Annotated in this window: 25 protein-coding genes; 11 read left to right on the top strand and 14 right to left on the bottom strand. The window is 64.2% G+C overall.

The window, feature by feature from the left end; genetic code table 11:
* Positions 1–139: 139 nt before the first annotated feature.
* A complete protein-coding gene (locus tag ACOIX3_RS18240; RefSeq protein WP_420971221.1) occupies positions 140–451 on the top strand; it encodes an MliC family protein in 312 nt (103 codons plus the stop codon).
* 90 nt (positions 452–541) lie between these two features.
* Here the strand turns inward: ACOIX3_RS18240 and ACOIX3_RS18245 are convergent, their stop codons facing one another.
* Positions 542–742: a DUF2735 domain-containing protein gene (locus tag ACOIX3_RS18245; RefSeq protein WP_420971222.1), complete on the bottom strand. Its 201-nt coding sequence runs from the start codon at positions 740–742 to the stop codon at positions 542–544.
* Between the two features lie 541 nt (positions 743–1,283).
* Between ACOIX3_RS18245 and ACOIX3_RS18250 the strand changes: the two genes are divergently transcribed.
* From ACOIX3_RS18250 to ACOIX3_RS18265, 4 genes are all read left to right on the top strand, one after another.
* Positions 1,284–2,318, top strand: a complete 1,035-nt coding sequence (locus tag ACOIX3_RS18250; RefSeq protein WP_342722307.1) for a glutamine synthetase beta-grasp domain-containing protein — start codon at positions 1,284–1,286, stop codon at positions 2,316–2,318.
* Positions 2,319–2,500: 182 nt separating this feature from the next.
* A complete protein-coding gene (locus tag ACOIX3_RS18255) occupies positions 2,501–3,205 on the top strand; it encodes a GrlR family regulatory protein (RefSeq protein WP_420971223.1) in 705 nt (234 codons plus the stop codon).
* Positions 3,206–3,210: 5 nt separating this feature from the next.
* Positions 3,211–3,897 (top strand): substrate-binding domain-containing protein, encoded by a 687-nt coding sequence (locus ACOIX3_RS18260; protein ID WP_420971224.1) that lies wholly within the window; start codon positions 3,211–3,213, stop codon positions 3,895–3,897.
* 32 nt (positions 3,898–3,929) lie between these two features.
* Positions 3,930–4,748, top strand: coding sequence for a tetratricopeptide repeat protein (locus tag ACOIX3_RS18265; protein ID WP_420971225.1), 819 nt, complete (start codon positions 3,930–3,932; stop codon positions 4,746–4,748).
* 374 nt (positions 4,749–5,122) lie between these two features.
* On the opposite strand, the gene ACOIX3_RS18270 is transcribed toward ACOIX3_RS18265, so the two are convergent.
* The 5 genes from ACOIX3_RS18270 to ACOIX3_RS18290 form a co-directional block, all read right to left on the bottom strand.
* Complete coding sequence (locus ACOIX3_RS18270) at positions 5,123–5,740, bottom strand: Isoquinoline 1-oxidoreductase subunit (protein ID WP_420971226.1); 618 nt, start codon at positions 5,738–5,740, stop codon at positions 5,123–5,125.
* Between the two features lie 11 nt (positions 5,741–5,751).
* Positions 5,752–6,276: a (2Fe-2S)-binding protein gene (locus ACOIX3_RS18275; RefSeq protein ID WP_420971227.1), complete on the bottom strand. Its 525-nt coding sequence runs from the start codon at positions 6,274–6,276 to the stop codon at positions 5,752–5,754.
* The gene (locus tag ACOIX3_RS18280; protein WP_420971754.1) at positions 6,273–9,047 is read right to left on the bottom strand and encodes a xanthine dehydrogenase family protein molybdopterin-binding subunit; all 2,775 of its coding nucleotides are present in this window, start codon (positions 9,045–9,047) and stop codon (positions 6,273–6,275) included. The genes ACOIX3_RS18275 and ACOIX3_RS18280 overlap by 4 nt, the downstream gene beginning before the upstream one ends.
* A gap of 142 nt (positions 9,048–9,189) precedes the next feature.
* The gene (locus tag ACOIX3_RS18285; protein ID WP_420971228.1) at positions 9,190–10,284 is read right to left on the bottom strand and encodes a hypothetical protein; all 1,095 of its coding nucleotides are present in this window, start codon (positions 10,282–10,284) and stop codon (positions 9,190–9,192) included.
* Positions 10,285–10,561: 277 nt separating this feature from the next.
* Complete coding sequence (locus ACOIX3_RS18290; RefSeq protein WP_420971229.1) at positions 10,562–11,005, bottom strand: DMT family transporter; 444 nt, start codon at positions 11,003–11,005, stop codon at positions 10,562–10,564.
* A gap of 160 nt (positions 11,006–11,165) precedes the next feature.
* Between ACOIX3_RS18290 and ACOIX3_RS18295 the strand changes: the two genes are divergently transcribed.
* Positions 11,166–12,788: an ABC-F family ATP-binding cassette domain-containing protein gene (locus ACOIX3_RS18295; RefSeq protein WP_420971230.1), complete on the top strand. Its 1,623-nt coding sequence runs from the start codon at positions 11,166–11,168 to the stop codon at positions 12,786–12,788.
* Positions 12,789–12,828: 40 nt separating this feature from the next.
* Here the strand turns inward: ACOIX3_RS18295 and ACOIX3_RS18300 are convergent, their stop codons facing one another.
* The 4 genes from ACOIX3_RS18300 to ACOIX3_RS18315 form a co-directional block, all read right to left on the bottom strand.
* The gene (locus tag ACOIX3_RS18300; protein WP_420971231.1) at positions 12,829–13,365 is read right to left on the bottom strand and encodes an REP-associated tyrosine transposase; all 537 of its coding nucleotides are present in this window, start codon (positions 13,363–13,365) and stop codon (positions 12,829–12,831) included.
* A gap of 52 nt (positions 13,366–13,417) precedes the next feature.
* The gene (locus ACOIX3_RS18305) at positions 13,418–14,050 is read right to left on the bottom strand and encodes a DapH/DapD/GlmU-related protein (RefSeq protein ID WP_420971232.1); all 633 of its coding nucleotides are present in this window, start codon (positions 14,048–14,050) and stop codon (positions 13,418–13,420) included.
* Positions 14,051–14,128: 78 nt separating this feature from the next.
* Complete coding sequence (locus ACOIX3_RS18310; RefSeq protein ID WP_420971233.1) at positions 14,129–15,103, bottom strand: glycerophosphodiester phosphodiesterase family protein; 975 nt, start codon at positions 15,101–15,103, stop codon at positions 14,129–14,131.
* A 100-nt stretch (positions 15,104–15,203) separates the two neighbouring features.
* The gene (locus tag ACOIX3_RS18315; RefSeq protein ID WP_420971234.1) at positions 15,204–15,500 is read right to left on the bottom strand and encodes a hypothetical protein; all 297 of its coding nucleotides are present in this window, start codon (positions 15,498–15,500) and stop codon (positions 15,204–15,206) included.
* Between the two features lie 145 nt (positions 15,501–15,645).
* Here ACOIX3_RS18315 and ACOIX3_RS18320 point away from each other — a divergent pair, with 145 nt between their 5' ends.
* Positions 15,646–15,942: an HU family DNA-binding protein gene (locus ACOIX3_RS18320; RefSeq protein WP_092113589.1), complete on the top strand. Its 297-nt coding sequence runs from the start codon at positions 15,646–15,648 to the stop codon at positions 15,940–15,942.
* Between the two features lie 126 nt (positions 15,943–16,068).
* The gene (locus tag ACOIX3_RS18325; RefSeq protein WP_420971236.1) at positions 16,069–16,944 is read left to right on the top strand and encodes an MBL fold metallo-hydrolase; all 876 of its coding nucleotides are present in this window, start codon (positions 16,069–16,071) and stop codon (positions 16,942–16,944) included.
* Positions 16,945–16,968: 24 nt separating this feature from the next.
* Here ACOIX3_RS18325 and ACOIX3_RS18330 read toward each other — a convergent pair whose 3' ends face one another.
* The 3 genes from ACOIX3_RS18330 to ACOIX3_RS18340 are packed head-to-tail and all read right to left on the bottom strand — an operon-like array spanning position 16,969 to position 18,237.
* Positions 16,969–17,160, bottom strand: a complete 192-nt coding sequence (locus tag ACOIX3_RS18330) for a hypothetical protein (protein WP_420971237.1) — start codon at positions 17,158–17,160, stop codon at positions 16,969–16,971.
* A gap of 52 nt (positions 17,161–17,212) precedes the next feature.
* A complete protein-coding gene (locus ACOIX3_RS18335) occupies positions 17,213–17,515 on the bottom strand; it encodes a PilZ domain-containing protein (protein ID WP_420971238.1) in 303 nt (100 codons plus the stop codon).
* Between the two features lie 8 nt (positions 17,516–17,523).
* Complete coding sequence (locus ACOIX3_RS18340) at positions 17,524–18,237, bottom strand: DUF2336 domain-containing protein (RefSeq protein ID WP_420971239.1); 714 nt, start codon at positions 18,235–18,237, stop codon at positions 17,524–17,526.
* On the opposite strand from ACOIX3_RS18340, the gene ACOIX3_RS18345 reads away from it, so the two are divergent.
* From ACOIX3_RS18345 to ACOIX3_RS18355, 3 genes are all read left to right on the top strand, one after another.
* Positions 18,227–18,589, top strand: a complete 363-nt coding sequence (locus ACOIX3_RS18345; protein WP_420971240.1) for a hypothetical protein — start codon at positions 18,227–18,229, stop codon at positions 18,587–18,589. The genes ACOIX3_RS18340 and ACOIX3_RS18345 overlap by 11 nt on opposite strands.
* Before the next feature lie 184 nt (positions 18,590–18,773).
* Positions 18,774–19,520 (top strand): helix-turn-helix domain-containing protein, encoded by a 747-nt coding sequence (locus tag ACOIX3_RS18350; protein WP_420971242.1) that lies wholly within the window; start codon positions 18,774–18,776, stop codon positions 19,518–19,520.
* Positions 19,521–19,590: 70 nt separating this feature from the next.
* Positions 19,591–19,836 (top strand): hypothetical protein, encoded by a 246-nt coding sequence (locus ACOIX3_RS18355; RefSeq protein ID WP_420971243.1) that lies wholly within the window; start codon positions 19,591–19,593, stop codon positions 19,834–19,836.
* Between the two features lie 103 nt (positions 19,837–19,939).
* Here ACOIX3_RS18355 and ACOIX3_RS18360 read toward each other — a convergent pair whose 3' ends face one another.
* On the bottom strand, positions 19,940–20,188 hold the full coding sequence (locus tag ACOIX3_RS18360) for a hypothetical protein (protein ID WP_420971244.1): 249 nt from the start codon (positions 20,186–20,188) through the stop codon (positions 19,940–19,942).
* Between the last annotated feature and the right edge of the window lie 82 nt (positions 20,189–20,270).

The raw sequence follows: 20,270 nt of genomic DNA on the forward strand, positions 1-20,270 counted from the left end.
GGCGGGCCTGTTGCAGCTGATGAGGTCTTGGCGCAAAAAACTTGGCGCAGAAAACTTGGCGCAGAAAACTTGGCGCAGGAATCCTGGCGCAGGAGTGTCGGCGCAGACAGGTCTATAACCGGCCTCTCGGGGGGAGAATATGACTTATCGCGGAGGCGCCATCCTGGTCGGCGCAATTCTTTTCGGGATTTTTGGTTCCTCGGCAGCGCCGGCGCAGTCCGCCTTCCGGAATTATCACTGTGCCGACGGTACGCAATTCATTGCCGCGTTCTTCAACGGGGACACCCGCGCGCATCTGCAACTCGACGGCAAGGCGGTGACATTGACGAAGCGTCTGTCGCTGACTGGCACGCGCTACAGAGGCAGCGGTGTCACGCTTGAGATCACCCGGGCCGGATTGACCAGGCTGCGGCATGCGAAGCGGCCGGTGACGGCCTGCGAGCTGGCATGAAAAAAGGGCCGAAACGCTTCGTTCCGACCCTTTCCTACTGTTCTGCTGCTGTCTGACGTTTTTGCGTCACGCCTCTCCGTTGCGTCAGCATCAGTGATCGCGGCTCGGCTTGGCGTCGTCGATCGCCGCCTGATGGTACCAGCTCTCGCTACAGGCCGAGGTCTCGACCTCTGCGGCCAGCTCGCGCACCGTCCGCGTCTCGCCGTAGCGGCGTCCGCCGAGAGCCGCGCGGCCCCCAACCGGGAATTGATAGATCGTTGCCGATCCCTGATTTTGGCCCGTCGTGATCATGTCAAAGTCTCCTATGGCCGGAGCGAGCCTCCATGGTGCGCCCGACTCATTCGTGTGTCGTTACCGTCATTTTGATATCGGCCTGGGTCCGACAGGGTGCAAGTTGACCAAGAAACAGTCATTCTCTGTCTAATTCGTGTGCAAATCCCGGTTTGCATCCTGCGAGGCAGGATGCAGCTGACCAACGCTTGAGCCGAGCTGATGGTTGCTCGGCGCCCGATGGCTGGACACGAACTGTCACATAGCTCTGCCGCCGCATTAATCGGCTGCCGATGCCGTAGCTGAATTTGCTGCAGAAACGAGCGGCGGAGGGCGTTGAGAGAAGATTTTGGCTGACCGTGACGCATGCCAGCTGCGCTGCTTTGTCGCAGCTAAAAATGCGATGTCCGCTGTGGACATCCGCGGGCCCGGCGGGTGCCGCAGTGCAGCGACTGGCATTTTAATTGCTTAGTAAGAGCCGGCCGATGGTGGCCGGGTACGCGTGCGGCGGCCGACTGGCTTTCGGTTCCTCACGGTTTTGCATCATCAACAGAGAGGTTCAATGACCAAGTACAAGCTCGAGTATATCTGGCTCGACGGATATACGCCGACGCCGAGCCTGCGCGGTAAGACGCAGATCAAGGAATTCGCGTCGTTCCCGACCCTCGAACAGCTCCCGCTGTGGGGCTTTGACGGTTCGTCCACCCAGCAGGCTGAAGGCCACAGCTCTGACTGCGTGCTGAAGCCGGTCGCCTGCTATCCCGACGCCGCGCGCGAGAACGGCGTGCTGGTGATGTGCGAAGTCATGATGCCCGACGGCAAGACGCCGCATGTCTCGAACAAGCGCGCCACCGTTCTGGATGACGAAGGCGCCTGGTTCGGCTTCGAGCAGGAATACTTCTTCTACAAGGACGGCCGTCCGCTTGGCTTCCCGTCCGAAGGTTATCCCGCGCCGCAGGGCCCGTACTACACCGGCGTCGGCTATTCGAACGTCGGCAGCGTCGCCCGCAAGATCGTGGAAGAGCATCTCAATCTCTGCCTCGCCGCCGGCATCAACCACGAAGGCATCAACGCCGAAGTGGCGAAGGGCCAGTGGGAATTCCAGATCTTCGGCAAGGGCTCCAAGACCGCTGCTGACCAGATGTGGATGGCCCGCTATCTGATGCTGCGCCTCACCGAGAGCTACGGCATCGATATCGAATTCCATTGCAAGCCGCTCGGCGACACCGACTGGAACGGCTCGGGCATGCACGCCAACTTCTCGACCAAGTACATGCGCGAAGTCGGCGGCAAGGAGTATTTCGAGAGCCTGATGAAGGCGTTCGACAAGAACCTGATGGACCACATCGCCGTCTACGGGCCGGACAACGACAAGCGTCTGACCGGCAAGCACGAGACCGCGCCGTGGAACAAGTTCAGCTATGGCGTGGCTGACCGTGGTGCGTCGATCCGCGTGCCGCACTCCTTCGTCAACAATGGCTACAAGGGCTATCTGGAAGACCGCCGCCCGAACTCGCAAGGCGACCCCTACCAGATCGCTTCGCAGATCCTGAAGACGATCTCCGAGGTTCCGACCGGCGCCAAGGCTGCGGCTTAAGCAGCTATCGGACCCGGATGGAGCCATCCGGTACCGCAATCGGGTCCGCCAGGGCGACTGCCCTGGCGGACCTTTGCTTTTTAACGACAGTGTTTGCGGCGGGCTCGCCGCCGAAAGCGGTTTCGCTGCGTTATGAACCGCGCTAGACAACGGTTATATCTTGGCTGCCGGGGACACGGCGCTTGTTTGAAGGCTTTTACAAGGTCCGGTTCGAGCTGGGCGGCGCCGTCGGCCGCAGCGTGATGTATGTCGGCGACGGCAAGATGCTCGGCGGCAACTCGGCCTTTGCCCATATCGGCACCTACGAGAAGACCGGCGACGAGGTCGCGGTCGAGATCCAGACCGTCCGCCACAACCCCGATCCGACCTACCGTGCGATGGCGGGCACCGATGACGCGACGCTGCTCGCCAAGGGCGGGCCCGACGGCGAGCTCTATCGTTTCAGGGGTGAGCTGAAGGAATTGCCGGGCGTGCCGTTTCAGTCGGTGATGACGCCGATCACCGAGGATGAGGTCCCGATCGCCGGCGGGGTCGGCGAGGGCGGCATCATCAACGGGCTCTATTCGATCCACATCCAGCTGCTTGACGGTGTCGACGGCAGCCTCACCGGCGTGATGCTGCTGAATAACGGCCGCATCCTTGGCGGCGATGCGTTCTTCTACTACCTCGGCACCTACACGTCAGAGAAAGGCCGCTGGAAGGGGCAGATCCTCAATCAGGAACACACCTCGGCGATGGGCGAGAACCCGGTCTTCGGCGGCCATGAGGTCGGCATCGGCTTTGCCGGTACCTGCGACGCGGAGGGCGCCGTGCTCGAAGCGACGGCGCTCGCCGGCAAGCGCAGCCTTCGCCTCAAGGCCACGCTCAAGCTGATGCGGCGGGCGTAAGCGGGATGGACAATTCGGTTCGAGTGCTCTCGACGCTGGCGCTGAAGGGCGCGGTCGCGCGCCTTGCCGCGGCTTATCAGACAGCGAGCGGTGTGCGGATCGATGCCGATTTCGCGCCGACGCTGGCGCTACTCGAACGCCTGCGCGGCGGCGAGGCCGCCGACCTCGTGATCCTGACCCGCGAGGGCCTCGACGAGATGATCGGCGAGAGCCGCGTTGCGCGGGAAAGCGTTGCCGATCTCGCGCGCTCCTATGTCGGCGTCGCCGTGAAGGCGGGCGCCGCGCACCCCGACATTGCGAGCGAAGCCGCATTGCGCGCAGCGCTGCTCGGCGCGCGGGCGGTGGCCTATTCGCGGCTCGGCGCCAGCGGCATCCTGTTCGCACAGCTGATCGCGCGTCTCGGCATTGCCGAGGCGATCAACGCCCGCGCGGTGATCATTCCGGCGGGCTTTACCGCGGAAAGGCTCATCACCGGCGAAGCCGACCTAGCGATCCAGCAGATCAGCGAGTTGAAGCAGATCGATGGCATCGAAGTCGTCGGGCCAATTCCCTTAGGCCTGCAGACGCCGGCGGTGTTTTCCGCGGGCCGCATGGTCGCCTCAGCGCACGCAGTCGCCGCCGATCATTTGCTGAGTTACCTCGCGTCTGCCGAGGTCGCGCCGGTGCTGCGCGAGACCGGGCTCGAGCCTTGAATTTGCCTGCACCGCGACGCAACCTGCTGGGCATGTTCAGACCTCTCCATGCAATCGTCCTTGCCTTGGCGCTGGCCGCACCTGTGCTAGCCCACGCGCAATCGGCCGACCTGGTGCTGTGCGACCGGCTCGCCGCCGATCCCACCGATCCCGACAAGCCGGCCGACGTGAAGGGCGTGCCAGAGATCGCGTCGCCTGATATCGCGACCGCGATCAAATATTGTGCGGTGGCGGCAAAATCGTCGCGCCGCGCGATGTACGAGCTCGGCCGCGCCTATGCCGCCAACCGGCAGGCCGCGGAAGCAATGTCGGCCTGGCGCAAGGCGGCCGACAAGGGCTCGACATCGGCGATGGTCGAGCTCGGCGTGCTCTACGGCAATGGCACCGGCGTCGCCAAAGACGAGGCGCAGGCGCGCAAATTGTTCGAGCGCGCGGCGCAGGCCGGCAACGCGCGCGGCGTCAGCAATCTCGCTGCCCTCGGCGGCAGCGTGGCGTCCGACCCGGCACGCGCGCGCGAATTGCTCGCCAAGTCTGCCGAAACCAATGCGGAGGCGCAGTACCAGCTCGGGATGATGCTGGCCGACGGCAAGGGCGGCGCGCAGGACGATGCCGGCGCGCGGGCGTTGTTCGAGAAGGCGGCTGCGCAGAACCATCCGGGCGCGCTGGAGCGGATGGGCGCCTTCGCGCAGGCCGGCCGCGGCGGTCCGAAGGATAGCGATGCGGCAAAAGCCTATTACGAACGGGCGGCAGCGCTCGGCGATGAGGATGCCAAGAAGGCGCTGGAGCGCGCCCGCTGTCCCTACGTGATCAAGGACAAGCGCGGCAATGCCGTGACCAACCTCTGCTTCTAGTCGGACAGGAACGCTCGCGGGTGATTGCTCAGCTTGCTCAGTGTCATCACCCGCGCATGCGGGTGATCCAGTATTCCAGAGTCCGCAGTGCTTGAGGCGAGAGGCTGCGGCGTTCTGGATGCGTACGCGGGGCATGGCACGGGAGAGAGATGTGAGTCCGCGGCTCCTCCAATATGTCGTCCCTGCGAAAGCAGGGACCCATACGCCGCGGCGTACCTTGTTGAAGGGGCTCGTCGTTCCAGCATCGCCCCACAATTGGCATTTGTGGTTATGGGTCCCTGCTTTCGCAGGGACGACGATGAGGACGGTTCGCAATTCAAGGCGTCTGCGGTTGGGCTGGTTCAACCAGGATCACATACTTTGATCCCGCTCACTCATGGCGCAGGGCAGGCCGCGCCGGTCTTCACCCAGGCCTCGACCAAAGCGCCGGCCTCTGCCTGCGTGCCCGGCGCCGGCGAGCGGCCGAAGCCGGGATGCCAGGCCCAGCCCACCAGCGTGTCCTTGCCGATATGCTCGATCAGATCCTCGACCTTGCGGCCGCCATTGCGTGCGGGGTCGCGGATCTGCGCGCAGATCTCGCCGACGGTTTTCCCTACCCACGCCATCTCGCGCGGCGCGAGGTGCCATTCCGGGTGACCCGGCACGCGGCCGGGATCGAAATTGGCGTGCTGGTGGCAGATCGAGCAGCGCATCGCGTTGCTGCCATGGCCATCGGCACCGCGCGTCACCGGCGGCTGATGCACGCGGCTGATATCGCCCTGCCGCGGGCTGTCGCCGGCGGGATGGCAGTTGGTGCAGCGCGGATGCGTCAACACCTTGCCAAGCTCGGTGAAGATCGCCGCGGAGCGCTGCTCGACATTCTCTATACCGGCAAAGCTTTCCGGCGAGGCGAGGGCGTGGCTTGCGCTCTCCGACGCCGCATAGCCGGCGCACAGGCTGGTCGCGAGCGCCGTCAGCACTGCAAGGATCCGAAACCGCGTTTCCGATGTCATCGCGCGCGGGCTCACTTGTTGGCGGTCAGATAGCGTTTGGCATCGGCGAGGATCACGTCGCGCACCGCCTGATGATATTTGATGTAGCCGGTGCAGCGGCACAGATGGCCATCGAGCGCGTCGGCAATGACGGTTTCGAGCTGGTCCCGCGCCACTGGCTCTCTTGCCAGAAGTTCGAGCAGCACCTGGCCCTCATTGAGGAAGCCGGCCGTGCAATAGCCGCACTGGAACGCAAAATGCTCGATGAAGGCCCGCTGCAACGCGGAGAGCTCGCCGTCCTTGGCATGGCCCTCGACGGTGCGGATCGCCTTGCCGTCGAAATTGGCCGCCGGCACCACACAGGTCGGAGTGGTGTAGCTCGTGCCGTCGGGGTTATCGATGATGACGGCGCAGCTCAGGCATTGCGCGGCGCCGCAGCCGAATTTGGTGCCGGTCATGCCGAGCATTTCCCGAAGGAAATCGTTCATCGAGAGGTCGTCGCGGATCTCGATCGGGCCGTGCTTCCGGCCGTTGATGGTGAGGTTGAGCGTCGTCACGCAAGCGCTCCCTTGAGCAGGCTCGTTGTGACCGGCAATGAGCGGAAGCGATGGCCGGTGGCATCGTTGATGGCGTTGAGCAGCGCCGGCACGATCGGGATCATCACCACCTCAGCCATGCCCTTCGGCGGTTCGTCCGGCGTCAGCGGCGGCAGCATCTCGATCTCGAGATTGTGCAGTGGCAGATCGGAGCCGCGCGCGATCAGGTACTGGCCGAGATTCCATTGTCCGTTGCCCGGGCCGCCTTCGAACGGCGGCAGGGTTTCGAGCAGCGCGTAGCCGACGCCCATGGCAAATCCGCCGTGCGACTGGCCAAGCACCACTTCAGGCGCCAGCGCCTGGCCGCATTCGAACACGCTGTAGGCCTTGGCGATGCGCAGGATGCCGGTCGCGCGTTCGATCTCGACACGGACCAGCGTACCGCACATCGAGGTGTAGGCGGTGCCGATCCGGTTATTATCGGTCGGCGGGAATTTCACGCTGACGCGGTCGATCCGCTCGAACCGGCCGCGGCCGCGGCGGATCGCGAGTGCGTCGATCTCGGCGCGGTATTGCTCGCCGAACAGCGGGAAGCGCGCGCGCGACCAGGCCCAGCGCGAGAAGCTGTGCGCCACCGCGCCGGTGACGAAGCCGCGCGCATGCGCGGTCGCAGCAAGCTTTGGCAGCGACAGCGGCGCGAGATCATCGAGTGCGAGCTGGCCGTCGTTCCAACGCGCTTTGTCCCATTGCCGGGCGCGCGGATCGGTCTTGCCGATGTGCCAGAGCTCGAGCGCCGCCGGCCACAGGCCGAAGCGGAAGATGACGCGGGCGGCTTCGGCCGACGAATGCGTGCCGACATGGGCGCCGATCGAGGCACTGGTGGCCGAGCTGATCGCGGGGACCCAGCGCGGGTTCTTCTCGGCGAGATCCTGGGTCTTCTGATCCATCGTGTAGGGATCACCCGAGGTGACGAGCCCGAGCGCGTCGTAGCTATCGACCCGGGAGACGGCGACCTCGTCGGCGACGACGCCGAGATGGCCGGCAACGCGGTTGGCAAGCGCGGTGCCGATGCCGTTGCCCATCTCGACGTGATCGCAGAAGATCGCGATCCGTCCCTCGGGATCGATCTCGACCCGGCCGAGCGAGCAATCCGCGCCCGCGCCGTAATCCTTGGTGACGCAGGCAACTCCGGTGCCGACCAGCCGTCCTTCCGATGCCTTCTCCTTGAACGCGGCGCGCTGCTGCCAGATCGGATGCTTTTCGAGCTTGTCGAGGATGTCTGACGTGCGCACCGACACGACGTAGGGGTTGCCGGTCATGGTCCGGCCGTTCTGCTTCAGCGCATTGTTGCGGCGGAACGCGATCGGGTCGGCCTTGAGTTCGCTGGCGGCCTCGTCGATCAGGACCTCCAGCGCGGTCATGGTCTGCAGCGTGCCGTAGCCGCGCATCGAGCCCGCGGTGACGCCGCGCGAATGCAGCGCCACGGTGGTGACGTCGACCTTCGGGACGTCGTAGATGCCGATCGCCGCGGTGGCGGCGACTGTCGCGACATTGGCGGAGAAGTTGGCGAGCCCGCCGCCGTCGAGCACATGGTCGGCGGCGAATGCCGTGATCTTGCCGCTGGCGCGATCGATGCCGATCCGCGAGCGCATCTTGATCGGGTGGCGTTTGATGCCGCCCTGGAACTGCTGGTAGCGATCCTGCGCGAGCCGCACCGGCCGCCCCGGGAAGAACATCGCCGCCAGCGCCACGTAAAGCACGAACGGGGTGTGATCGCGGCCGCCGAAGCCGCCGCCGACATGGGCGAACTGCGCGTTGATGTGCGAGGGGCGGAAAGGCGGGCGGGCCTTGCCGAGCAGATGCGCGATCGACTCGGTCGCCTCATAGGGCGACTGCACGCCGAGCACCAGTTCGAGATTGCCGCTGTTGTCGCTGTACCAGGCGAGCCCGCTCTCCGGCTCGAGGAACATCGGATCGACCGACTGGGTCTCGAACTCGCGGTCTAGCACGAGCTGTGACGGATCGTCCTTGCCGAGCTGGGCGCGGATCGCTTCGCCATGGATCGCGGCCTTGGCGTAGTCGGCCTTGGTCTCCTTGGCGAGCGGCAGCCAGACCGGCAGCGCCGCGTTCTGGATGCGGCTCGGCGAGACCCAGCCGGCCTGGATCGGCGAATAGACGTCGGGCGCCTCTGGCGTGGCGCCGGCCACGCGGGTGAAGCGATAGGCGCCGTAGTTCGGCAGGATCACCGGGCCGGTTTCGTCGCCAAACTTGACGAAGCCGACATCGCGCAGCGCGAGGCGTGCGCGGTCGAAGGCGTCGAACTGCTCGAAGATCAGCAGCGCGACCGGCTGTCCGAGATAGAGCGGCGTCGTGCCGACCGGGCAGAACAGATCGCCGGTGTAGAACTCCGGCACCCGCGTGCCGATCCGGTCGAGATCGGCCGACGTCACGACGACCGAGGGCTTCGCCGGACCATCGAGCCGGGCGAGGTCCATGCCGGCATAAACATGCGTGGCGTCGTTGGCGCGGACCAGGATGGCGTGCGAGGTGGTCGCAGGCCAGCCCGGCATGTCGGCGGCGCGAAAGTCGGAGGCGTAGAGCTTTGCGCCGGTGACCTTGGCCACCCCGTCGACCCGGCCGGCGCCCTTGGCCGCCGGATTGAAATGGCCGCGCCCGGGAAGCGTCTCGCGGCTCGCGAAGGCCGGTTCCTTCGCAAGCGCCAGATGCGACAGGCTGACCGAGATGCCGCCTGCCGACAACCACTTCACGAAGTCGCGTCGCGAGGGCCGCATGGTCTGATCTCTCATCAACGCTTCGGCGGCGTATCGCGCCGCGGTTTATGAATTGACAAAATGCACGCTACAGTGTTGCGGCAAAGCGAGCGCAAGCGCAATGCCGCAATAGGTCGTAGCCTTCTCACTTGTAGATCTGGCCTCACTTGAGGTCGGCGATGGTGGCCGGTCCCGGCCCCGGGGTGATCAGGGTCGGCCACTGCTTGGAACCGAACGGCACCAGCGGCGGCAGGAAGGTCGTCATGCCGCGCTTCTTGGTCTCGGCGATGATCGCCTCGCGCGCATCGCCCCCCATCAGCTCAAAGTCCATCAAATGGTAGCTGCCGAAGAACAGCGCGCCCACCGAGCGATCGGCGATGATCCGGGTCAGCGACTCCAGCATGTCCGACGGCGTGGTGGTGAAGGAAATCGTCTCGATCAGCATCAGGCGGCTGTTGATGGCGTCAGGCCCGAAGAACTGCGCCAGCACGCTGAAGATCACGTTGTTCTGCCGCGCGACGTAGATCGTGTTGCTCGCGCCATAGGTCTTGTCCCAGTCGGCGCCGAGCTCGGTCTTCCAGTCGGCCATGACGGTCATCCAGTGCGCGACCTGGGTCTGCGCGGCCCAGGTGACGTTCCTGGCGAGCAGCGGCGCCTGCTTCTTGCCGAACGCCTCGAGCGTCGCGAAGGGGATCGCGCCGGCGGTGAGGCATTCGTCCATGAAGGCGATATTGTTCTTGAGGATGGCACGGTTGTTGTCGCGCCAGTCCGCCTGCATCGGCGTGGCATCGAGCCCGTCGAGCGCCGATTGCATCCGGCTGCGATAGGCCTGCATCGAGCCGCGCCACGCCTTGTCGTCGGGATTGTCGACATAGGGGCCGACCACCTCGGCCAGCGCCATCGTGCTGTGGCCGACCGACTTGAGCAGTTGATAGACGACCGGCACCTGCGGCGCTTCGGTCGGCGGCTTGCCCGGCCGGTACAGGATCAGGCGGCCGCCGGCGCCGGAGAACAGGCCGAGGATGACCGGATGCTTGTCGAGGATGTTCTTCTGGAAGATCCGCGCCGCATCGCCATAGAGCTCGAACATGCCGGTGTTGAGCGCGAGCACGTCCTTGGTCGCGATATCGGCCGGCGTGGAGGTGGTCTTGCCTGAGATCGGCGCCATGTAGTCGGGCAGCGACTGGGCCGGCGCCGCGCTACCGCTGCCGAGCAGCAATGCTAGCGCAGCGACGACCAAACGGAAACGATGGGTCATGTTGTGCTCCTCGCAACCTTCGACTCACGCCGAAGCCCGGGATGCGGCCTCTCGACGCTGGCGGGATGCGCAATTCTTTTGACGCAAATGAACAGGGAGGGTCGGTCCCGCATGACGCAACACGACGAGGGCGGGTGCTTACAGCTAAGCGACGAATCGGCGGGTGTCCACACCCGGAGACTACCCGGTTGGTTGCGTCATAACGTCATTCGACGCCGGACTCAGCGGAGCTTTCTCATTCAGGGAATCAATCGCATCGACCGGCTTGTCGATGGCCTCAATCCTTGATCAGAAGCACGCCGCCGATGATCAGCGCGATGCCGGCCAGTCGTGAAATCGACACCGGATGCTGCGCCAACCCGAACGCGCCAAAATGGTCCATCGCGATGCCCGCGGTCATCTGACCCGCCACCACCAGCGCCAGCAAGGTCGCGGCGCCGAGCGACGGCAATAGCAGGATCATCAGCAGGATGAAGACGCCGCCGAGGATGCCGCCGCTCCAGGCCCACCACGGCACGGCCGAGACCAGTTTCCAGGATGGCACCGGCTCCCGCGTCGCGACCAGCACGACCGCCATCGTCACGAAACCGCCGAGATAGCTGACGAGCCCGGCCCAGGCCGGCGAGTTCAGGGCGGACCGGAGGTTGCCGTTCAGGACCTGTTGAACAGCCACGGCGATGCCGGCGCCGAGCGCGAGCAGATAGAGAAGCCAGACTTGCATGTGACGCCCCAGAAGCGGTCGCTGAAGAGCTTCATGTCATATTCCATTGGCAACGCTCGTGGCATGCATGGGGCACGGCGCGAAACCCCAAGGAATGGGCTTCCACCCACGTCCCAGATCGAATAAGAGGCCGCAAACCCTCAGTTCCCAGTATGAGAGCATGATCCGCCTCGATAACGTCTCCAAGCAAGTCGGCCACCAGATCCTCTTCATCGAAGCCTCCGCGGCGCTCCAGAAGGGCGAGAAGATCGGCCTCGTCGGCCCGAACGGCTCCGGCAAGACCTCGCTGTTCCGGATGATCTCGGGCCAGGAAGTTCCCGATGAAGGCCAGGTCTCGCTCGATCGCGGCATCTCGATCGGCTATTTCAGCCAGGATGTCGGCGAAATGTCCGGCCGCAGCGCGGTTGCCGAGGTGATGGACGGGGCCGGACCCGTCAGCGTCGTGGCAGCCGAGCTTCGGGAACTCGAGGCCGCGATGGCCGACCCCGACAAGGCCGATGAGATGGACGACATCATCGCGCGCTATGGCGAGGTGCAGCATCAGTTCGAGGAGCTCGACGGCTACGCGCTCGACGGCCGTGCGCGCGAGGCGCTCTCCGGTCTCGGCTTCAGCCAGGAGATGATGGACGGCGACGTCGGCAAGCTCTCCGGCGGCTGGAAGATGCGCGTGGCGCTGGCGCGTATTCTTCTGATGCGTCCCGACGTCATGCTGCTCGACGAGCCGAGCAACCATCTCGATCTCGAAAGCCTGATCTGGCTGGAGCAGTTCCTGAAGGGCTATGAGGGTGCGCTGCTGATGACCTCGCATGACCGCGAGTTCATCAACCGCATCATCAACAAGGTGGTCGAGATCGACGGCGGCCAGCTCACCAGCTATTCCGGCAACTACGAGTTCTACGAACAGCAGCGCGCGCTCTCCGACAAGCAGCAGCAGGCGCAGTTCGAGCGGCAGCAGGCGATGCTCGCCAAGGAGATCAAGTTCATCGAGCGGTTCAAGGCGCGCGCCTCGCACGCAGCTCAAGTGCAGAGCCGCGTCAAGAAGCTCGACAAGATCGAGCGGGTCGAGCCGCCGCGGCGGCGGCAGACCGTGGCGTTCGAATTCCAGCCGGCGCCGCGTTCGGGCGAGGACGTCGTCAGCCTGAAGAATGTCCACAAGGCTTATGGCAGCAAGCGCATCTATGACGGCTTTGACTTCATGATCCGCCGCCGGGAGCGCTGGTGCGTGATGGGCATCAACGGCGCCGGCAAGTCGACGCTGCTGAAGCTGGTCGCCGGTTCAACCGAGCCCGACGACGGCGCGGTCGCGGTCGGCGGCAGCGTCAAGATGGGCTATTTCGCCCAGCACGCGATGGACCTGCTCGACGGCGAGCGCACCGTGTTCCAGTCGCTGGAGGACGCATTTCCGCAGGCCGGGCAGGGCTCGCTCCGCGCGCTCGCCGGCTGCTTCGGCTTCTCGGGTGACGATGTCGAGAAGAAATGCCGGGTGCTCTCGGGCGGCGAGAAGGCGCGGCTGGTGATGGCCAAGATGCTGTTCGATCCGCCGAACTTCCTGGTGCTGGACGAGCCGACCAACCATCTCGATCTCGCCACCAAGGAGATGCTGATATCAGCGCTCTCCGAGTTCGAGGGCACCATGCTGTTCGTCTCCCATGACCGGCACTTCCTCGCCGCGCTCTCCAACCGCGTGCTCGAGCTGACGCCGGAAGGTATCCATCAGTTTGGCGGCGGCTACACCGAATACGTCGCGCGCACCGGACAGGAAGCGCCGGGATTGCGGAGTTAGTACTGCTTCGTAGCCCGGATGTAGCGAAGCGAAATCCGGGTCAGTCCTTCCGCTCGCCAAAGTCGTCGTTGTCTATCGCTCCGCTGCCGCCCCAATCGGACGGCAGTATGCCCTTGCGAATGTATCGATGAAGCGATGAGTGCGGCCAGTTCGCAGGCGACGAGGCCAGCCGGTGCTTGGCGGGATTGTAATGGACGTAGTCGATGCAACGCTCGAGGTCGCGCTCGTTGCGGATGGTGTGTTCCCAAAAGCGTCGTTGCCAGAGGGCATACTCGCCACGGTGGTTGGCTGAGAGTGGCACGCCGACGGCAACCAGTCCGCGCGTAAAGTGACTCTTGATCTGCCGCCACCGATCCGAGAAGTCGGCATCGCCGGATGGCAGTGTCATGACCGCGTGCAGGTGCTCTGGCAGGATCACAACGGCGTCTAATGTGAACGGCTTTTTGCCGCGCGTTGCGCGAAATGCTGCGCGCAACAGTCCGACATGCTCGACAAGCAGCGACGACGTTCGATCCTCTAACGTGACCGTAAAGAAGAACGTGCCGCCGGGTATGAAGTTACGTCGATATTGCACCATGCGGATAGATTACCCCGGATTTCGCTTCGCTTCATCCGGGCTACGGGGTTTGCTAAGCCCGCCACCGCGCGCAAAACGCCTCGACGTCGCCGGACTGAAATTCCGGTAGCCGTTCCCAGATGGTTTCGGCCGGCCAATTCCACCAGGCGATCTGCGACAGCTCGGCCGCGATCTTGCGGTTGAACCGCTCCTTGATCGGCCGGGCCGGCACGCCGCCAACGATGGTGTAGGGGGCGACATCGCGCGTGACCACCGCGCCGGCCGCGAGCACTGCACCATCTCCGACGGTGACGCCGGGCAGCACGATCACGCCATGGCCGATCCAGACGTCGTTTCCGATCACGACGCGGTCGGCGCGCCGATCGCTGAAGAAGCTGTGATCGCGCTCGGCGGAGGCGCAGTAGTATTCAGGGCAGTAGGTGAAGCGATGTTGCGAGGGACGCTCGACCGGGTGATTGGGCGCGCCGATCCGGACTTGCGCCGCGATCGCGCAGAACCGGCCGATTTGGGCATCGGCGACCATGCAGCCGCTGCCGAGGTAGGAGTAATCGCCGAGCTCGGTGTATTCGATTGCGGTGTCGCCGAGGACTTCACAGCAACGGCCGACCTCGACCTCCCGCAGCTTGACCGTCGGCTCGATGACGGTTTCGGCAAGCTTAGGGCGGGAAGGCTTCGGTTCGGTCATAAGGTTTGTCCTCGATGCGGCGAGCGGCGGCTTCAGTCGCACGATTTCTATGACGGCGAGATGACGCAGGCGCTGGATCTACCGACCGGTGAGGCGGGCGATGGTCTCGATCTCGTTGGTCCAGATGCCGCCGGAATAGTTCTCGGGCAGGCGCCGGAATAGCTCGGCATCGTCGACCCCGGTCGAGAATTCGCCGCTCTGATAGGGGCCGAGCACGAACACCACGCTGTTTGCCGCCGCCATGCGGTTGAGGAAACGGTCCGGCCATCCCCACAGCCACGGCGCGTAGTTGATCGGCACCAGCACGATGGCGTTGCGGCAGGCATCCGGCACGATGCCGGTCCAGCCATAGCCGAGATAGCGAACGAGGCAGCTCTTGATCGCTGCGCGCGAGATCGTCCGCGTCCCCGGCGCAAGACGCCGGATCGCCTCGATCGGATCGTCGCCGCCATAGACCATGATCCGCGTGCGTCGCTCGGTGGGAAGCCGATTCAAGACCGCCGCGAGCTTCTCGCCCTCGGAGGGATCGCGGCTCTTGACGTTGATCAGGAACCGGCGATCCGGAAAGGTCGTGAGCACCTCGTCCAGCGACGGCATCGAGCCGGTGCCCTTGCCGCGGAATGGAAAGGTCTTGCCGCCATCGGCGGTGTAGCCATAGCCGATATCGAGCATCTTCAGCCGTGCCATCGGCTGTTCGCGGGTGACGCCCTGGCCGTCGGTCCGGCAATCGACCGTCCAGTCGTGAAACACCGCGAATTCGCCGTCGGTCGTCGGATGGACGTCGAGCTCGACAATATCGGCGCCGCGATCGAAGCTCGCCTGCATCGAGCGGATCGTGTTCTCGAGATAGTCATGGGTTGGCGGCAGCATGCGCGCCGCGGTGCAGGTGTCGTTCCTGAGGTCGCGTTCGTCGAAGCGTTGCGCCATGCCGCGATGGGCGAGGAGCACCGGCTTGCCGCCGGCGTGGGTTGCGAGAAGACTGGAGTTGTTGAGGTAGACGCCGGCGGTGATGGCAACGATCGCCGCTGCCGCGTATTTCAATTTCCTGCCCAAGCTATACGTTTCCCTGCTGGATGGTTGCTCCGGGTAGGAGGCGTTTTGGGTCGATTTGCGGCGGCCTAATCCTTCAAGCCGTCGACTGCGGCAATCGACCTCACCATCGCATCCCTGAGCGCCGCGCTGTGAAGTTGTGGGTCGCACCGGGATGGACCACGACATCGATCTTGCTGCCGGCAGCGATCGAGCGGCGGGCGACGTCCTGGCACCGTTCTGGCGATACTTCCTCGTCGTCTATCACGGCGAGCGGGTAAGGCGATGGTGGTTCGCAGTTTGCTGCCGCGGCCTGGTTCTTGAACTCGTCGACAACGGCAATCGCCTTGTTGAGCAAGTCCGTGCGTGGAATCAAGGCGCTAGCCGGGTCGAGAAATATACACCGCAGATTGTTGCGCATGCTTGCGTTTCAGGCGTCGATAGGTTCTAAGCCCGGTGACTTCATGACCGTTGGCATGAACAAGAAGCGCGCTGCGTGGCTTTACCACATTCTGGACAGAGTTACATCGTAGCTCGCGCGCCCCCCAAATTCAGAGGATTTCAGCATGGCCAAGATGACGAAGAATCAATTGATCGACGCGATTGCCGAGGGCACGCAGATCTCGAAGAACGACGTGAGGACCGTCATCGAACATATGGCGACTGTTGGCTACAAGGAGCTGAACGAATCCGGTGAGTTCGTCATTCCTGGCTTTGTGAAAATGTCTGTCGTGCATAAGCCTGCCACGGAAGCTCGCAGTGGTGTAAATCCTTTCACGAAAGAGCCGATGGAATTTGCAGCGAAGCCGGCCAGCAAGTCGGTCAAGGCGTCACCTCTCAAGGTCGCCAAGGACGCTGTTTAAAGACTACGGTTTGCGGCAAGCCACGCGCGCAAGCAATGCAACGGCGTATGGCCTGCCGCGCTGTGTCCGGCTTGTCCGGCTCGGCATCGCCCGCTACGCTTCACTGAAAAGTGGGAGCGAAGCGGCATGAAGCAGATCAGGATCGGCGACATCACGATCGACGCTGTGGTCGAGCGCGAGGGGCCGTGGCGGCGGCCGCAGGATTTCTTCCCGACCTATGACGACGATGTGTTCAAGCATCACTTGAAGACGATGGAGCCGGAGGTCTTCGATGCCGCACGCGGCATGATGTTGATCACCTATCAGACCTTCGTGGTGCGGACGCCGCGCTACACCATCCTGGTCGACACCTGCACCGGCGAGGACAAGGGCCACCCGCCGCCGTTCGACTTTCCGGGCAAGGAGCGCTGGCGCAACGAGCTGTTCGCGCTTGGCATCTCCTATGAGCAGATCGACTACGTGTTCTGCACCCATCTGCATATCGATCACACCGGCTGGAACACCACGCTGCGCGACGGCCGCTGGGTGCCGACTTTCCCGAATGCGAAATACGTCTTCCACAAGGGCGAGTATGCCGCCTGGGAGGCCGAGAACGCCAAGGGCGCCAACCCGCCCGGCACGGTGTTTCGCGACAATTGCCTGCCGATCGTCGAAGCCGGGCAGGCGCTCCTGGTCGACGACGACTATGCGCTCGACGACACCGTCACGCTGACGCCGACGCCAGGCCATTCGCCCTGCCATTGCTGCGTCAACATCTTCTCGAAGGGGCAGCGCGCGGTGGTCGCCGGCGATCTGATGCACCACGCGATCCAGTGCCGCGAGCCGGACTGGTCGGCCAAGCCGGATTGGGACCCGAAGCAATCGGCGGTCTCGCGGCGAAAGTTCTTTGCCTCCGTTGCCGGGACCGACACGCTGATCCTGCCGATCCATTTTCCGGCGCCGACGGTCGGCCTGATCAAGGCGGACGGCGATCGCTTCGACTATCGCTTCAAGCGCGAGTAGGGCGCGGCAGTCGGCTGCTCGAGGTCACCGCGCCGTGCTGGTTGGGCGCGGAACCTGGGTCAGGAACCGCTCGAGATCGCTGCAGAGGCGATGGGCGAGCTCCTCGTCGATCTCGAACGCCGCGACGCTGCCGGCACAGTCGATTGCGATGGTGCCGCGCAATGGTGCGGCGGAGATCGCCGATACCGCGATGCTTGTTGCTCTCTGCATGGTCATGTCGTCAACTCCCCCTCGGGCCGGATGCCGCCAATCCTCATTTCGGCAAGTCTCACTTTGGAATGACGGCGCGTCCCTTTCGCTTACGTTCTTCGATGAATCTCACGCCGATCTCGGTGCCGTCGACACGCACCAGTTCACAGCGACGGAACGCCAGTCCCCGCGAGGACAAGACCAGGAAAAACTCCTGGGCCTTCAGCACATCAAGCGTTCCGTCGACCTCGAGCCGGGCACCACTTTGCGAGACGTCGAGCAGGATGCAGCTTCGCCGCCACGTGCCGTCGACCCCCATGAGATTGACGGGATGGCGCGTCTCAAGCTTGACGCGCTCCGCCCTGCGGTCACCATACGCCATCACGACACTCACACGGCCTGAACGGGTTTCGCAGCGAGGCCCGCATCGATCGCGGCGCGGATCGCGTCCCGAAACTCGGGGCGTGCAAGCTTGAGCAGCCGGGTCCGTTGGCGCGGCGTGGATTGCTTGATGAGGTCGGCAAGAACGCGGTGAGGCAGATCCTCGCGCGAGACCAACGCGGCTGCGATGTCCCCGTCGCGCTCGGCGGCATCGACCATCATGGCAAGGCCCGCGCTTGTCATGTCCGCGCCGGGATTGCTTGCGAGCGCGCGAAGCACATTGCTGTCGCCGCGCATCAGCAGAATGTCCGTGAGCTCCTGGTTGACCGCCTTGCGTCCTGCGATGGCGCAGAGATGTCCCTCCGCCCGCATCCAGGCAATGTCGATCAGATCAGCGTCCGGAATGCACGCGCAGTTTCGCAGGATCGGCGCGGCGACATCGGCATCGTCATGGTTAGCGAGGCGACGGGCGAGCTCCCGCGGCACCAGGTGCAAGTCGGCGAGCGAGCGGCTGAGCGTGGTCAGGGTGCGCAGCTCGACGCTCTCAATCAGACGGATCAGGATGTCGTCGAACAGCCCGACCTGATGCTCGCTGAGGCGGTGAGCGTCGTTGAGAAACAGGCCGGCCACCTCCTGCAGCATGCGCGTGCGGAGGTCTGCGGAACCGGCTCTCAAGACATCGTCGAGCTTGGCAATCAGATCAGGCGAGGCAATGGCTGTCATTGCGGTCCCTAAAATGTTCCGCGACGGGGAACAGCATCGTTCCCAACGTCAATCTGCTCCCCGAATCTTTAATAGGGGTATAGAAATTGATGCGGAGGTTGATCCCAGCGGTGGATATCCCGGCAAACACTATCGATATTCGGCAGCAGCGCGGTTTTGCCAGATTGTCGGGTTCGACGAGCGGACCGCATTTTTGCTGATTGAGCTCATTGGACGATTCGTATTTTGTGCACGGAATTTATCGATGCGGCCGGCGCGCTGTGCGCAGCGCCGCGTGCAAATTTTAGAGACCATTTCACAGGAGCAGTCATTTGACGGCGCCATTGCTGGTGCCGAGAGTCTTTCGTTTTGACGATGTTGATGCATTCCGGAGTTCGATCCGAGATCTGGATGTTGATTTCACGCCACTTGCGCGGAAGATTTCGGCCGAGCAGGTCATCCTGAGTTTGCCGGGATGCGAGCTCAACTACACGCAGTCGTTCCCGCGGATCGTCGATGCGCAGCTTGCGCGGCAGACCACCGCGGTCGGCTTCACGATGGATGACGGCGTTCCGATGCGGTTCAACGGCGTCGAGCGCGATCGTGCGGTGATCGTGCTTGGCGGCGGCGGCGCGTTCTATACTTCCGTGGAGGAGACGCCCCGCCAATATGTCTCGATGATGTTCACGCCCGAGATTGTCGACCGTGGCTGGCCGAGTGCCGGGCTCCATTTCAGCATTCACGAGATCTCTCAACGCGCGCAGGATCGGCTGCGCGAGGTGGTGAGGCAGGTTCTGCTCGTCACGTCGGACCAGGTCACGATTGCGGAGTTCGCGACGGGCGCGTCGATCAAGGAGACGCTGCTCGCCGCAATCGATAACGCGTTCGCCGAGATCGTGCCGGCCAAGTGGGCGACGCGGGCCAACACGACGCGCCAGTTCAAGGTCTTCAACGACGCGCGCGCCATTCTGGCCGGCGACGTGGCTCACCCGATCTACAGCGGCGAACTCGCCAGGCAGATTGGCGTGTCGGTGCGCACGCTGCACGACGCGATCCAGCGCTACCGGGGCATCAGCCTGCATCGCTATCTGCGGCTGCGCCGGCTCTGGCTGGTCCGCCAGCAACTGCTCGCCGGTGCGCCCAGCGTCAAGGCCTGTGCGCTGGCCTACGGGTTCTGGCACCTCAGCGATTTTTCGCGGAGCTACCGGTCGCAGTTCGGGGAAGCGCCATCGGAGACGCTGGCGGCCTCGCGCCGTGCTGGCGTCGCGCCCGCCGATCCGTCTGGCGCCGGACACGAATCGTAACAATCCGCCTGAACGAAATGTTAACGGCCGCCGAGGAATCTATTGGTACGATTCCACCAGAGGCGGGCTGATGCATCCCCGACGATTTGCGCGTGTTCGTCCGACAGGATGTGTATCCAGCGTGGTCAAGCTCCTGCTCGAACCGAAGGCGCCGCTGATCGAATGCCGGCTGGTGGACTATTCCGCCGGCGGGGCCTGCCTGGAATTCTCCAAGCCGGTCCAGTTGCCCGAGCGTTTCGAGATGTTTCACGGCAACACCCGGAAGCGTTGCCGGCGGGTCTGGAGCAAGGGCGTCCGGGTCGGCGTCTCGTTCTGAGGGCGCCGATCAACAGCGGTTCGGGCCGCGCCCTGCGCGACCCGATTGAGTCCCGATGAAGTCTGTCCCGATTGAGGGGGCTAAATTAGCGCCGGCGAGGGGCTCAGGCGCCGCTCTGGCACTTCTTCATGAACGAGTTCTTGGCCGCGCCGGCGAGCTTCTTGCCGTCGGAGCCCACCGCCTTGGTCTCGCAGGTGTCCATCGTGCACTTCTTCATGAACGAGGTCTTGGCCGCGCCGGCCAGCGGCTTGCCGTCCTTGCCGACGGCCTTCGTCTCGCAGGAGACGTCCTGTGCAAATGCCGAACCGGCGGCGAGGGTCGCGATCACGGCCGCCAAGAAAATCCGCTTCATCTGGGTTCTCCCTAAACCAAACCAGTGGCCGGATTGGATATCGGATTCTTGGCCCGATCAAGTTCCCACAGCCGAATTTGTC

The organism is Bradyrhizobium sp. B120 (assembly GCF_049075665.1).
Lineage (GTDB): Bacteria > Pseudomonadota > Alphaproteobacteria > Rhizobiales > Xanthobacteraceae > Bradyrhizobium.

Excerpts from the sequence above, each read along its gene's own strand:
- ACOIX3_RS18240 (WP_420971221.1), top strand. The coding sequence starts at position 140 with ATGACTTATCGCGGAGGCGCCATCCTGGTCGGCGCAATTCTTTTCGGG.
- ACOIX3_RS18245 (WP_420971222.1), bottom strand. The coding sequence starts at position 742 with ATGATCACGACGGGCCAAAATCAGGGATCGGCAACGATCTATCAATTC.
- ACOIX3_RS18250 (WP_342722307.1), top strand. The coding sequence starts at position 1,284 with ATGACCAAGTACAAGCTCGAGTATATCTGGCTCGACGGATATACGCCG.
- ACOIX3_RS18260 (WP_420971224.1), top strand. The coding sequence starts at position 3,211 with ATGGACAATTCGGTTCGAGTGCTCTCGACGCTGGCGCTGAAGGGCGCG.
- ACOIX3_RS18265 (WP_420971225.1), top strand. The coding sequence starts at position 3,930 with ATGTTCAGACCTCTCCATGCAATCGTCCTTGCCTTGGCGCTGGCCGCA.
- ACOIX3_RS18270 (WP_420971226.1), bottom strand. The coding sequence starts at position 5,740 with ATGACATCGGAAACGCGGTTTCGGATCCTTGCAGTGCTGACGGCGCTC.
- ACOIX3_RS18280 (WP_420971754.1), bottom strand. The coding sequence starts at position 9,047 with ATGCGGCCCTCGCGACGCGACTTCGTGAAGTGGTTGTCGGCAGGCGGC.
- ACOIX3_RS18285 (WP_420971228.1), bottom strand. The coding sequence starts at position 10,284 with ATGACCCATCGTTTCCGTTTGGTCGTCGCTGCGCTAGCATTGCTGCTC.
- ACOIX3_RS18290 (WP_420971229.1), bottom strand. The coding sequence starts at position 11,005 with ATGCAAGTCTGGCTTCTCTATCTGCTCGCGCTCGGCGCCGGCATCGCC.
- ACOIX3_RS18295 (WP_420971230.1), top strand. The coding sequence starts at position 11,166 with ATGATCCGCCTCGATAACGTCTCCAAGCAAGTCGGCCACCAGATCCTC.
- ACOIX3_RS18300 (WP_420971231.1), bottom strand. The coding sequence starts at position 13,365 with ATGGTGCAATATCGACGTAACTTCATACCCGGCGGCACGTTCTTCTTT.
- ACOIX3_RS18305 (WP_420971232.1), bottom strand. The coding sequence starts at position 14,050 with ATGACCGAACCGAAGCCTTCCCGCCCTAAGCTTGCCGAAACCGTCATC.
- ACOIX3_RS18315 (WP_420971234.1), bottom strand. The coding sequence starts at position 15,500 with ATGCGCAACAATCTGCGGTGTATATTTCTCGACCCGGCTAGCGCCTTG.
- ACOIX3_RS18320 (WP_092113589.1), top strand. The coding sequence starts at position 15,646 with ATGGCCAAGATGACGAAGAATCAATTGATCGACGCGATTGCCGAGGGC.
- ACOIX3_RS18325 (WP_420971236.1), top strand. The coding sequence starts at position 16,069 with ATGAAGCAGATCAGGATCGGCGACATCACGATCGACGCTGTGGTCGAG.
- ACOIX3_RS18330 (WP_420971237.1), bottom strand. The coding sequence starts at position 17,160 with ATGACCATGCAGAGAGCAACAAGCATCGCGGTATCGGCGATCTCCGCC.
- ACOIX3_RS18335 (WP_420971238.1), bottom strand. The coding sequence starts at position 17,515 with ATGGCGTATGGTGACCGCAGGGCGGAGCGCGTCAAGCTTGAGACGCGC.
- ACOIX3_RS18345 (WP_420971240.1), top strand. The coding sequence starts at position 18,227 with ATGGCTGTCATTGCGGTCCCTAAAATGTTCCGCGACGGGGAACAGCAT.
- ACOIX3_RS18340 (WP_420971239.1), bottom strand. The coding sequence starts at position 18,237 with ATGACAGCCATTGCCTCGCCTGATCTGATTGCCAAGCTCGACGATGTC.
- ACOIX3_RS18350 (WP_420971242.1), top strand. The coding sequence starts at position 18,774 with ATGGATGACGGCGTTCCGATGCGGTTCAACGGCGTCGAGCGCGATCGT.
- ACOIX3_RS18355 (WP_420971243.1), top strand. The coding sequence starts at position 19,591 with ATGCATCCCCGACGATTTGCGCGTGTTCGTCCGACAGGATGTGTATCC.
- ACOIX3_RS18360 (WP_420971244.1), bottom strand. The coding sequence starts at position 20,188 with ATGAAGCGGATTTTCTTGGCGGCCGTGATCGCGACCCTCGCCGCCGGT.